The organism is Streptomyces sp. NPDC023573 (assembly GCF_055559735.1).
Genome location: NZ_JBVHKB010000001.1, coordinates 220425 through 233124 on the forward strand (window position 1 = coordinate 220425; position 12700 = coordinate 233124).

10 protein-coding genes and 1 tRNA gene are annotated in these 12700 nt (G+C 67.7%); 9 read left to right on the forward strand and 2 right to left on the reverse strand.

Features of this window, described 5'->3' with window-relative positions; genetic code table 11:
* Window positions 1-206: 206 nt before the first annotated feature.
* From ACZ32T_RS01045 to ACZ32T_RS01075, 7 genes are all read left to right on the forward strand, one after another.
* Window positions 207-2477 carry an FdhF/YdeP family oxidoreductase gene (locus tag ACZ32T_RS01045; RefSeq protein WP_467364738.1) on the forward strand — a complete coding sequence of 757 codons (2271 nt, stop codon included), beginning with the start codon at window positions 207-209 and terminating at the stop codon, window positions 2475-2477.
* Window positions 2478-2560: 83 nt separating this feature from the next.
* Window positions 2561-3031, forward strand: coding sequence for a PaaI family thioesterase (locus tag ACZ32T_RS01050; protein ID WP_467267301.1), 471 nt, complete (start codon window positions 2561-2563; stop codon window positions 3029-3031).
* A 608-nt stretch (window positions 3032-3639) separates the two neighbouring features.
* The gene (locus ACZ32T_RS01055; protein WP_467267602.1) at window positions 3640-4848 is read left to right on the forward strand and encodes a branched-chain amino acid ABC transporter substrate-binding protein; all 1209 of its coding nucleotides are present in this window, start codon (window positions 3640-3642) and stop codon (window positions 4846-4848) included.
* Between the two features lie 108 nt (window positions 4849-4956).
* Window positions 4957-5886 (forward strand): branched-chain amino acid ABC transporter permease, encoded by a 930-nt coding sequence (locus tag ACZ32T_RS01060; protein ID WP_356712228.1) that lies wholly within the window; start codon window positions 4957-4959, stop codon window positions 5884-5886.
* Window positions 5887-5891: 5 nt separating this feature from the next.
* The gene (locus ACZ32T_RS01065) at window positions 5892-7682 is read left to right on the forward strand and encodes a branched-chain amino acid ABC transporter permease (RefSeq protein ID WP_467267298.1); all 1791 of its coding nucleotides are present in this window, start codon (window positions 5892-5894) and stop codon (window positions 7680-7682) included.
* A 5-nt stretch (window positions 7683-7687) separates the two neighbouring features.
* Complete coding sequence (locus tag ACZ32T_RS01070; RefSeq protein WP_467364740.1) at window positions 7688-8578, forward strand: ABC transporter ATP-binding protein; 891 nt, start codon at window positions 7688-7690, stop codon at window positions 8576-8578.
* Window positions 8575-9291, forward strand: coding sequence for an ABC transporter ATP-binding protein (locus tag ACZ32T_RS01075; protein WP_467364742.1), 717 nt, complete (start codon window positions 8575-8577; stop codon window positions 9289-9291). The genes ACZ32T_RS01070 and ACZ32T_RS01075 overlap by 4 nt, the downstream gene beginning before the upstream one ends.
* A 75-nt stretch (window positions 9292-9366) precedes the next feature.
* Here ACZ32T_RS01075 and ACZ32T_RS01080 read toward each other — a convergent pair whose 3' ends face one another.
* Window positions 9367-10023 (reverse strand): ANTAR domain-containing response regulator, encoded by a 657-nt coding sequence (locus ACZ32T_RS01080; RefSeq protein ID WP_104789892.1) that lies wholly within the window; start codon window positions 10021-10023, stop codon window positions 9367-9369.
* 99 nt (window positions 10024-10122) lie between these two features.
* Between ACZ32T_RS01080 and ACZ32T_RS01085 the strand changes: the two genes are divergently transcribed.
* Both ACZ32T_RS01085 and ACZ32T_RS01090 read left to right on the forward strand, forming a co-directional pair.
* A tRNA-Leu gene (locus ACZ32T_RS01085) sits at window positions 10123-10197 on the forward strand.
* A 109-nt stretch (window positions 10198-10306) separates the two neighbouring features.
* The gene (locus ACZ32T_RS01090) at window positions 10307-11083 is read left to right on the forward strand and encodes a transcriptional regulator (RefSeq protein WP_467364744.1); all 777 of its coding nucleotides are present in this window, start codon (window positions 10307-10309) and stop codon (window positions 11081-11083) included.
* Window positions 11084-11089: 6 nt separating this feature from the next.
* On the opposite strand, the gene pyk is transcribed toward ACZ32T_RS01090, so the two are convergent.
* Window positions 11090-12523 carry a pyruvate kinase gene (gene pyk / locus ACZ32T_RS01095; RefSeq protein WP_467364746.1) on the reverse strand — a complete coding sequence of 478 codons (1434 nt, stop codon included), beginning with the start codon at window positions 12521-12523 and terminating at the stop codon, window positions 11090-11092.
* Window positions 12524-12700 lie beyond the last annotated feature (177 nt).

Sequence of the window (12700 nt, forward strand, 5' to 3'; positions counted from 1 at the left end):
CCGCCGCCCCCGCCCCGGCCGGGACACCGCTGCCGCACCCACTCGAGCCGCCTCGCTTCCCGCCCGGCGACCCGCCACGCGTGCATGACAGGATCGGAGGACCGTCAAGGCGTAAGAAGAAGAGACAGGACGCCACGGGCCCGGCCGGCCGCGACACGCGCGCCCGCACCACACCCGCAGGCACCGAAGGCTCGAAGGGGAGCACCATGGCCACCAAGCCCCCGACCGGTGACCCGGTCCAGGACGCCCCGCGGATCGACGCGGTCCAGCACGCCGCCGCCGGGCTGCCCGCCGTCGCCCACACCCTGCGCGTCGCCCAGCAGCAGATGGGCGTCCGGCGCACCGCGCAGACCCTCCTCAAGGTCAACCAGAAGGACGGCTTCGACTGCCCCGGCTGCGCCTGGCCCGAGGGCGACAAGCGCCACACCGCCGAATTCTGCGAGAACGGCGCGAAGGCCGTCGCCGAGGAAGCGACCCTGCGCCGCGTCACCCCCGACTTCTTCGCCGCCCACCCCGTCGCCGACCTCGGCAACCGCAGCGGCTACTGGCTCGGACAGCAAGGACGCATCACACAGCCCGTGTATCTGCCCGAGGGCGCCGACCGGTACGAGGCCGTGACCTGGGAACGCGCCTTCGCGATCATCGCCGAGGAGCTGACCGCGCTCTCCTCCCCCGACGAGGCACTCTTCTACACCTCCGGACGCACCAGCAACGAGGCGGCCTTCCTCCTCCAGCTCTTCGCCCGCGAATTCGGCACCAACAACCTGCCCGACTGCTCCAACATGTGCCACGAGTCGTCCGGCTCGGCCCTCACCGAGACCATCGGGATCGGCAAGGGCAGCGTCAGCCTCGAAGACCTCCACCACGCCGACCTGATCATCGTCGCCGGACAGAACCCGGGCACCAACCACCCCCGGATGCTCTCCGCCCTCGAACAGGCCAAGAACGCCGGGGCGAAGATCATCTCGGTGAACCCGCTGCCCGAAGCCGGCCTCGAACGGTTCAAGAACCCCCAGACCGCCCACGGCATGCTCAAGGGCGCCACCCTCACCGATCTCTTCCTCCAGATCCGCATCGGCGGCGACCAGGCACTCTTCCGCCTCCTCAACAAAATGATCATCGAGGCCGACGGAGCCGTCGACACCGCCTTCATCACCGAACACACCCACGGCTACGAGGAATTCGCCCAGGCCGCCCGCGCGGCCGACTGGGACGACACCCTCACCGCCACCGGCCTCGACCGCGACGCCATCGAACAGGCGCTCGCCATGATCCTCGCGTCGGAACGCACCGTCGTCTGCTGGGCCATGGGCCTCACCCAGCACAAACACTCCGTGCCGACCATCCGCGAAGTCGTCAACCTCCTCCTCCTGCGCGGCAACATCGGCAGGCCCGGCGCCGGCGTCTGCCCCGTACGCGGCCACTCCAACGTCCAGGGCGACCGCACCATGGGCATCTTCGAACGGCCCTCCACCGCCTTCCTTGACGCCCTCGACCAGGAATTCGGCATCACCTCACCCCGGCACCACGGCTACGACGTCGTACGGTCCATCCAGGCACTCCGCGACGGCGACGCCAAGGTCTTCTTCGCCATGGGCGGCAACTTCGTCGGCGCCACCCCCGACACCGCCGTCACCGAAGCCGCGATGCGCCGCGCCCGGCTCACCGTCCACGTCTCGACCAAGCTCAACCGCTCGCACGCCGTCACCGGCACCCGCGCCCTGATCCTGCCCACCCTCGGCCGCACCGACAAGGACACCCAGGCCGGCGGGAAGCAGTTCGTCACCGTCGAGGACTCCATGGGCATGGTCCACTCCTCACGCGGCAACCTCACCCCCGCGAGCCCCCACCTGCTCTCCGAACCCGCCATCGTCGCCCGCATGGCCCGCGCCGTCCTCGGCCCCTCCTCCACCACCCCCTGGGAGGAGTTCGAGAAGGACTACGGCACGATCCGCGACCGCATCGCCCGCGTCGTCCCCGGCTTCGAGGACTTCAACACCCGCGTCGCACGGCCCGGCGGATTCACCCTCCCCCACGCCCCCCGCGACGAACGCCGCTTCCCCACCGCCACCGGCAAGGCCAACTTCACCGCCGCGCCGGTCGAGTACCCGAAGCTCCCCGAAGGCAGGCTGCTGCTCCAGACCCTGCGCTCCCACGACCAGTACAACACCACGATCTACGGCCTCGACGACCGCTACCGCGGCATCAAGGGCGGCCGCCGCATCGTCATGATCAACCCCGACGACGCCCAGGCCCTCGGCCTCGCCGACGGCGCCTACACCGACCTCGTCAGCGAATGGAAGGACGGCGTCGAACGCCGCGCCCCAGGCTTCCGCGTCGTCCACTACCCCACCGCCCGCGGCTGCGCCGCCGCGTACTACCCGGAGACCAACGTGCTCGTCCCCCTCGACGCCACCGCGGACACCAGCAACACCCCGGCCAGCAAATCGGTCGTCGTCCGGTTCGAAACCGCCTGAGCGCCCCTAAGCGCGCGCTCAGCCGTCTGATAAGAACAGTGCACACAGCAACGAACGACCGCATACGATCGGAGCCGGACCCCATGGGCGAGCACACCGCACCCACGTTCCCCCAGGAGATCATCGACGAGTACGCGGCACTCGGCGTCGACCTCCCCGCACTCTTCTCCGCCGGGCACCTCGGCGAGCGCATGGGTGTCACGATCGTCGAGGCCTCCGCCGACCGCGTCGTGGGCACCATGCCCGTCGAAGGCAACACCCAGCCCTACGGACTCCTCCACGGCGGCGCCTCGGCCGTCCTCGCCGAGACCCTCGGCTCCATCGGCTCCATGCTTCACGGCGGCGCCTCCAAGCTCGCCGTCGGCGTCGACCTGAACTGCACCCACCACCGCGGCGCCCGGAGCGGCCTCGTCACGGGCGTCGCCACCCCCGTGCACCGCGGCCGCTCCACCGCCACGTACGAGATCGTCATCACCGACGAGCACGACAAGCGGGTCTGCACCGCCCGCCTCACCTGCCTGCTCCGCGACGCCCCCGGCCCCGCCGCCGGCTGACGCCTGCCCTCCAACACCCCCTGCCCGGCCGGAACGCACACCGCATTCCGGACCGGGCAGACCCATATCCGAAGCGTGAGCGGGGAGTTGGCGGACACGGAGGGTCAACGCCCTTGACCGCCACTCCCGTTCCGTGAGCCACTTCAACAGCACCACCACCCTCACGACGCCTCACACATATCCCGCACATGTAACACTGCGTAACATGTGTGCAATACACGAAAAACGCCGCCCGACCCCACCCCCACAGCCCCGGCCGGCACCCCCGCGCCCCTTGCGCCCCGATTCGCGCGACAGCACCAAGATCACCCCAAGCCCCTTAGCAGAGCTGCGGGTTCTCACCATGCGGTCACTTCACCGCCCGGGCAAAAGCCGTACACCTCCACACTGCGGCCAACAAGCCTTCCCCACGGCATAACAAGACAGTCACATCATCACCGGACCCATCCCGCGCCCCCTCACCTGCCCTTAGAGTCACGGCCAGTCACCGCGCCGCCGGGCGCGTCTGCTGCACGGCCCTGTATCGACCAGTACGGCCCGGCGATCGTCACGGCACCTCAGCAGAGGAGGCCGCGCCAGGGAAAGGACCTTTCGTGCGACACCGTTCTTTGCTCATACTCACGACAGTGCTCACCACCGGAGCACTGACACTCACCGCCTGCGGGTCGCGCGACGACGACACGAAGGGCAGCGGCGGCGGCGACACCCAGACCGTCGTCATCGGTGTCGACGCACCCCTGACCGGCGACCTCTCCGCCCTCGGGCTCGGCATCAAGAACTCCGCCGACCTCGCCGTCAAAACCGCCAACGCGGACAAGACGGTCCCGGGCATCAAATTCGAACTCCAGGCGCTCGACGACCAGGCCCAGCCCTCCGTCGGCCAGCAGAACGCCGCCAAGTTCATCGGCAACAAGGACGTCCTCGGCGTCGTCGGCCCCCTGAACTCCGGCGTCTCCCAGTCGATGCAGAAGCCGCTCAACGACGCCAACCTCACCCAGGTCTCCCCCGCCAACACCGGCACCGAGCTGACCCAGGGCAACAACTGGAAGACCGGCGACAAGAAGCGCCCCTTCAAGACCTACTTCCGCACCGCCACCACGGACGCGATCCAGGGCGCCTTCGCCGCGAAGTACCTCTTCGACAACGCCAAGGTCAAGGACGTCTACCTCATCGACGACCAGAAGCCCTACGGCGCGGGCCTCGCCGCCTCCTTCAAGGCGACCTTCACCGAGCTCGGCGGCAAGATCGTCGGAACCGACCACATCAACCCCGACGACCGTGACTTCAACTCCGTCGTCACCAAGGTCAAGAGCTCCGGCGCCAAGGCCGTCTACTACGGCGGTGAATACCCCGCCGGCGCACCCCTGAGCCAGCAGCTCAAGGACAGCGTCAAGATCCCCCTCATGGGCGGCGACGGCATGTACAGCGCCGACTTCATCAAGCTCAACAAGAAGGCCGAAGGCGACATCGCCACCTCCGTCGGCAAGCCCGTCGAGGAGCTCGACTCCGCCAAGAAGTTCATCGCCGACTACAAGACCGCCGGCTACAAGGACGCCTACGAGGCCTACGGCGGCGGCACCTACGACGCCACCTGGTCCATCATCGAGGCCGTCAAGGCCGTCGCCGCCGACAACGACGGCAAGCTCCCCGACGACGCCCGCATCCAGGTCCTCGAAGCCATGAGCCAGGTCAAGTTCGACGGCGTCACCGGCCCCGTCTCCTTCGACGAGTACGGCGACACCACCAACACCATGATGACCGCCTACCAGGTCACCGGTGGCAAGTGGGCCTCCAAGCTCAGCGAGGCCGTCAACTAGGGCCACCACCGGCCCCACTGCCACAGCGCACGCACACAAGACCGCGCGGGAGCGCTACGAGCACTCCCGCGCGGTGCCATATCCGAACCACTCCACGGAGGCCCTGCGGTGCACGAACTGCCGCAACAGCTGGCCAATGGACTCATCCTCGGCGCGATGTACGGTCTCATCGCGATCGGTTACACGATGGTCTACGGAATCATCCAGCTCATCAACTTCGCACACGGCGAGATCTTCATGATCGGAGGCTTCGGAGCCCTCACGGTCTACCTCGGGCTTCCGTCCGGACTCTCCCTGCTCGCTGCGATACCCCTCATGATCGCCGGCGGAGTCATCTGCTCCGTCGCCGTCAGCGTCGCCGCCGAACGCTTCGCCTACCGGCCCCTGCGCACGGCACCACGCCTCGCCCCCCTCATCACCGCCATCGGCCTCTCCCTCGCACTCCAGCAGGCCGTATGGATGTGGTACCCCGACGCCACCAAGGACCGCTCCTTCCCCCAGTTCAAGGGCGAAGCGATCGACATCTTCGGCGCCCACATCCAACGAGGCGACCTCTTCGTCCTCATCGCCGCGCCCGTCTGCATGCTCGCCCTCGGCCTCTTCGTCTCCAAGACACGCGCCGGCCGCGGCATGCAGGCGACCTCGCAGGACCCCGACACCGCCAAGCTCATGGGCATCAACACCGACCGCATCATCGTCATGGCCTTCGCCATCGGTGCCGCGTTCGCCGCCGTCGCCGCCGTCGCCTACGGGCTCAAGAACGGCCAGATCGGCTTCCGCATGGGCTTCATCATGGGCCTCAAGGCCTTCACCGCAGCCGTCCTCGGCGGCATCGGCAACATCTACGGCGCCATGCTCGGCGGAGTCGTCCTCGGCGTCGCCGAAGCACTCGCCACCGGCTACATGAGCGACGTACCCGGCATGGAACTCTTCGGAGGCGGCGCCTGGAAGGACGTATGGGCCTTCGTGCTCCTCATCCTCGTCCTCCTCATACGCCCGCAAGGCCTGCTGGGCGAACGCGTCGCGGACAGGGCGTGATACCCATGACCACCGACAACGCCCTGATCCCCCTGCCCACCACGGCAGCACGCGCCGCCACAACCGCCGGCGCCGCACTCGCCCTCATCGGCACCTTCCTCGCCTGGACCTACACCGACACCTTCCCCGGCGACCTCACCGTCACCGGATACCCCGGCGGACTCCAGGTCCTCACCCTCATCAGCGCAGCACTCACCCTCCTCTTCGCCCTCTCCGGATACGGCATCAAGGGCCTGCGCTGGCTCACCCCCGGCGGCACCAACAGCCCCACCAGGCTCCTCGCCCTCGGCACCCTCCTCACCACCGCCTACACCGTCATCGCCGTCATCGTCACCAAGGACGGCAACGGCAACGTCCTCGGACTGATCGAACTCGAACCCGGAGCCTGGGTCAGCCTCGCCGGCGCGATCATCGCCACCGTCGCCGCCCTCGGCCTCCCCCACGACCAGCCCTTCGACGACCCCACACCCAGCGCACTCAACCGCTTCCTCCACAGCCTCCGCGCACCGGCACCCGCCCGCGCCAAGGCACTCCCCGCCTGGGCCGAAATCCTCATCATCGCCGGAGCCTTCGGCGTCGCACTCGAGATCTTCACCTACGGCATCGACACCGAGTACGCCGAACTCTTCATCGGCTACGTCATCGCCGTCGCCTTCGGCTTCACCGCACTCACCCGATCCGGACTCATCGCCCGCATCACCGCGCTGACCTCGAAGCACCGCAACGTCACCCTGTGCGCCGCGCTCGTCGCAGCCTTCTGCTTCCCCTTCACCCAGCAGAACGAGGAATACGCCCTCATCGGCGCCAACATCCTCATCTTCGCGACCGTCGCACTCGGCCTCAACGTCGTCGTCGGCCTCGCCGGCCTCCTCGACCTCGGCTACGTCGCCTTCCTCGGCGTCGGCGCCTACGCCGCGGCACTCGTCTCCGGCAGCCCCCTCTCCCCCGTCGGCGTCCAGTTCCCCTTCTGGGCCGCCGTCCTCACCGGAGCCGCGGTCTCACTCATCTTCGGCGTCGTCATCGGCGCCCCGACACTCCGCCTCCGCGGCGACTACCTCGCCATCGTCACCCTCGGATTCGGAGAGATCTTCCGCCTCACCGTCAACGCCCTCAACGGCGTCAGCGGCCCCGACCTCACCAACGGCTCCCAGGGCATCCCCAGCATCCCCGACCTCAACCTCTTCGGCTTCGACTTCGGACTCAGCCACGACGTCGGCGGCTTCACCCTCGGCAGGTCCGCCAACTACTACCTGCTGATGCTCCTCTTCACCGCCGTCGTCGTCCTCGTCTTCCGACGCTCCGGAGAATCCCGCATCGGCCGCGCCTGGGTCGCCATCCGCGAGGACGAGACCGCGGCCACCGCCATGGGCATCAACGCCTTCCGGCTCAAACTGCTCGCCTTCGCCCTCGGCGCCACCCTCGCCGGCCTCGCCGGAACCGTGCAGGCACACGTCTCCTACACGGTCACCCCCGAGCAGTACCAGTTCGCCGGATCCGTACCCCCCAACTCCGTGTTCCTCCTCGCCGCCGTCGTCCTCGGCGGCATGGGAACCCTCAGCGGACCCCTCGTCGGCGCCGCGCTGCTCTACCTCATCCCGGCCAAACTGCAGTTCATGCAGGACTACCAGCTCTTCCTCTTCGGACTCGCACTCATCCTCCTGATGCGCTTCCGCCCCGAAGGGCTCGTCGCCGACCGCAGGAAGCAGCTCGAATTCCACGAGACCGGCCAACTCGACGTACCACCGGACACACCACTCACCGACACAGCCGCCGGCACCACGAAGGCGGGGGCGTGACCACCATGACCAAGACAGACGCACCCACCGGCACCACCGTCCTCGACGCCAGCGGCGTCACCATGCGCTTCGGTGGCCTCACCGCCGTACGAGGCGTCGACCTCACCGTCAACACAGGCGAGATCGTCGGACTCATCGGCCCCAACGGCGCCGGCAAGACCACCTTCTTCAACTGCCTCACCGGCCTCTACGTCCCCACCGAGGGCAAGGTCAGCTACAAGGGCACCGTCCTGCCGCCCAAGCCCCACCTCGTCACCCAGGCAGGCATCGCCCGCACCTTCCAGAACATCCGCCTCTTCGCCAACATGACCGTCCTGGAGAACGTCCTCGTCGGACGCCACACCAGGACCAACGAAGGCCTCTGGTCCGCCCTCCTGCGCCTCCCCGGCTACAAGAAGGCGGAGAACGCCAGCCGCGAACGCTGCATGGAACTCCTCGAGTTCATCGGCCTCGCCGACAAGGCCGACAACCTCGCGCGCAACCTCCCCTACGGAGACCAGCGCAAGCTGGAAATCGCCCGCGCCCTCGCCAGCGACCCCGGCCTCCTCCTCCTGGACGAGCCCACCGCCGGCATGAACCCCCAGGAAACCCGCGTCACCGAAGAGCTCATCTTCGCCATCCGGGACCAGGGCATCGCCGTACTCGTCATCGAGCACGACATGCGGTTCATCTTCAACCTCTGCGACCGCGTCGCCGTCCTCGTCCAGGGCGAAAAACTCGTCGAGGGCACCGCCCCCGTCGTCCAGGGCGACGAACGCGTCGTCGCCGCCTACCTCGGCACCCCCTTCGAAGGCGCCCCCGGCGCCGAGGAAGCCGCCGAGGTCGCCGCCGCCGAAGCCACGGCAGCCGGCACAGCCAAGCCCGCCACCACCACCGAGGAGGAGGACACCCGATGACCGCACTGCTCGAGGTCGAAGACCTCCGCGTCGCCTACGGCAAGATCGAAGCCGTCAAGGGGATCTCCTTCACCGTCGAAGCCGGCCAGGTCGTCACCCTCATCGGCACCAACGGCGCGGGCAAGACCACCACCCTGCGCACCCTCTCCGGACTCCTCAAGCCCTCCGGCGGCCGCATCCTCTTCGAGGGCAAACCGCTCACCGGCATCCCGGCACACAAGATCGTCTCCCTGGGCGTCGCCCACTCCCCCGAGGGACGCCACATCTTCCCCCGGCTGACGATCGCCGAGAACCTCCTCCTCGGCGCCTACCTCCGCAACGACAAGGCAGGCATCGAGAAGGACGTCCAGCGCGCCTACGACCTCTTCCCCATCCTCGGGGAACGACGGAAACAGGCCGCCGGGACACTCTCCGGAGGCGAGCAGCAGATGCTCGCCATGGGACGCGCGCTCATGTCCCAGCCCAAGCTGCTCATGCTCGACGAGCCCTCCATGGGCCTCTCCCCGATCATGATGCAGAAGATCATGGAGACCATCGTCGAGCTCAAGGCGTCGGGCACCACGATCCTGCTCGTCGAGCAGAACGCCCAGGCCGCGCTCTCCCTCGCGGACCACGGCCACGTCATGGAGGTCGGCAAGGTCGTCCTCTCCGGCACCGGGGCCGACCTCCTCCACGACGAGTCGGTCCGCAAGGCCTACCTCGGCGAGGACTGAGGCACCCCGTACACGGGAAGGGCCCGCCCCCGGATCATCCGGAGGCGGGCCCTTCCCGTTCGTACGTGTACGCCGCTACTCGGCGGCCTTCTTCTTCTCCTCGGCGTCCTCGATCAGCGCTTCGGCGAGCTGCTGCATCGACATCCGGCGGTCCATCGACGTCTTCTGGATCCAGCGGAACGCGGCCGGCTCGGAGAGCCCGTAATCCGTCTGCAGGATGCTCTTCGCCCGGTCCACCAGCTTCCGGGTCTCCAGCCGCTGCGAGAGATCCGCGATCTCGCTCTCCAGCGCCTTCAGCTCCGCGAACCGGGACACGGCCATCTCGATGGCCGGGACCACGTCGCTCTTGCTGAACGGCTTCACCAGATACGCCATCGCACCGGCGTCCCTGGCCCGCTCGACCAGATCCCGCTGCGAGAACGCCGTCAGCATCAGGACCGGGGCGATGGACTCCTCGGTGATCTTCTCAGCGGCCGAGATCCCGTCGAGGACCGGCATCTTCACATCGAGGATGACCAGGTCCGGTCGGTGCTCCCGGGCCAGCTCGACGGCCTGCTGCCCGTCCCCGGCCTCGCCGACGACCGAGTAGCCCTCTTCCTCCAGCATCTCTTTGAGGTCGAGGCGGATCAGCGCCTCGTCCTCGGCGATGACGACGCGGGTCGTCAGCGGCGGGACGTGCGACTTGTCGTCGTCGACGGCGTCTACGGGCTGGGGCGACTCGGGGGTGGTCACGGGGGCTCCTTGTTGCAGGGCAGGTACAGCTCCCACGAGCCTACCTAGCTGCGGTATGGTGGCTTGGCAGCGGGTCGGAGTCCACCTTCGATTCCTTGGGCCCCGGTAGCCCAATCGGCAGCAGGCGATGCTCTCAAACAGCATACAGTGTGGGTTCGAGTCCCACCCGGGGCACTTTTCCTTGGATTCCAAGGCTTCAGCGGAATGCTGGAAGATCACGTGAACGTGTGAACAAGGGCGCTTCTAAGGTCACGGTCGATCTGACCGAACAAAGATCGCCTCTGTGTACGACCTCGACACTCGCAAGCGCGCCCTGGCGCTGGTCGCTCAGGGCTTCGGTCAGAACTCCGTCAGCAAGCAGACCGGGATCTCCCGAGCCGCCATCCGTTCCTGGCTGCAACGAATAGAGCCCCGCGGCTATGACCGGGGCTCCGAATGTCCTCGGTGCAGCAACACCCCGAGGCCTCCCGATGGCCCTGCCGCGTACTCGTACCTGCTCGGCCTCTATCTCGGCGACGGCTGCGTCAGTTCCGCCAAGCGGGGTGTCTACTCCCTCCGCATCGCATGCGCCGACGCGTGGCCGGGGCTCATCGACGCCTGCGTAGAGGCCGTTCAGCGTGCGAGACCTGCCAACAAGGTCTGCCGAGTGCAGAGTCAGGGCTGCCAGTACGTCCAAAGCTTCAGCAAACACTGGCCCTGCTTCCTCCCTCAGCACGGGCCGGGCAAGAAGCACAACCGCGCGATCACGTTCGAACCATGGCAACAACAGATCGTGGACGCCCACCCTTGGGAATTCATCCGCGGTCTCATCCACTCCGACGGCTGCCGCATCATCAACTGGACCACCCGCCTCGTCCGTGGCGAGCGGAAACGGTACGAATACCCCCGGTACTTCTTCACCAACAAGTCCGACGACATCCGCAAGCTGTTCGGTGACACGCTCACTGCGGTCGGCGTGGAGTGGACCACCCTGGCCCGTGGCAGCGACCCGCTCAACATCTCCGTTGCCCGACGGGCGTCCGTCGCCCTCATGGACGCTCACGTCGGGCCGAAGTACTGACGACCGTCACTCCGGGCTGTCGTCCTCGCCGATGTGGTGCACCCGCACCAGGTTCGTCGAGCCCGCGACTCCCGGCGGGGACCCGGCCGTGATGACCACGATGTCGCCCTTCTGGCAGCGGCCGATCCGCAGCAGTTCCTCGTCCACCTGCGCCACCATCGCGTCCGTCGACTCCACGTGCGGCCCGAGGAACGTCTCGACGCCCCACGTCAGGTTCAGCTGCGCGCGGGTGGCCTGGTCCGGGGTGAAGGCGAGGAGCGGGATCGGGGAGCGGTAGCGGGAGAGGCGCTTGACGGTGTCGCCGCTCTGGGTGAAGGCCACCAGGAACTTGGCGCCGAGGAAGTCGCCCATCTCGGCTGCCGCGCGGGCGACCGCGCCGCCCTGGGTCCGGGGCTTGTTGCGGTCGGTGAGGGGCGGGAGGCCCTTGGCGAGGATGTCCTCCTCGGCCGCCTCGACGATGCGCGCCATGGTGCGGACGGTCTCGACGGGGTACTTGCCGACGCTGGTCTCCCCCGAGAGCATCACGGCGTCCGTGCCGTCGATGACCGCGTTGGCGACGTCGGAGGCTTCGGCGCGGGTGGGGCGGGAGTTGTCGATCATCGAGTCGAGCATCTGGGTGGCGACGATGACCGGTTTGGCGTTGCGCCTGGCGAGTTTGATGGCGCGCTTCTGGACGATCGGGACCTGTTCCAGGGGCATTTCGACGCCGAGGTCGCCGCGGGCGACCATGATGCCGTCGAAGGCGGCGACGATGTCGGCGATGTTGTCGACGGCCTGGGGTTTCTCGACCTTGGCGATGACGGGGAGGCGGCGGTCCTCCTCGTCCATGATGCGGTGGACGTCGTCGATGTCGCGTCCGCTGCGTACGAAGGAGAGGGCGATGACGTCGGCGCCGGTGCGGATGGCCCAGCGGAGGTCTTCGATGTCCTTTTCGCTGAGTGCGGGGACGGAGACGGCGACGCCGGGGAGGTTGAGTCCCTTGTGGTCGGAGACCATGCCGCCTTCGATGACGGTGGTGTGGACGCGTGGTCCGTCGACTTCGGTGACTTCAAGGGTGACGCGGCCGTCGTCGATGAGGATGCGTTCGCCGGCGGTGACGTCGGAGGCGAGGCCGTCGTAGGTGGTGCCGCAGGTGGTGCGGTCGCCTTCCATGGGTTCGACGGTGATGGTGAAGTCGTCGCCGCGTTCAAGGAGTACGGGGCCTTCGGCGAAGCGGCCGAGGCGGATCTTCGGGCCTTGAAGGTCGGCGAGGATTCCTACGCTGCGGCCGGTTTCCTCGGAGGCTTTGCGTACGTGGTGGTAGCGCTCTTCGTGTTCGGTGTAGCTGCCGTGGCTGAGGTTGAGGCGGGCGATGTCCATTCCCGCTTCGACAAGTGCCTTGATCTGCTCGTATGTGTCGGTTGCTGGTCCCAGGGTACAAACGATTTTTGCTCGGCGCATGGTTCGAGACTAGACCTTACCTGCGGGTAGGTAATTGTCTCTGCATGACTGTCCAACAGCCTTTCGGTGAAAGGTTATTGACAAGTGTTGAATTGTGCGGCGGGGTGCTCCGATGAGCGTCTGCGGGTGCGCGCCGAGGGGGTGGCGGGCGTGAGGACGGAGCCGCTGGTCACCAGA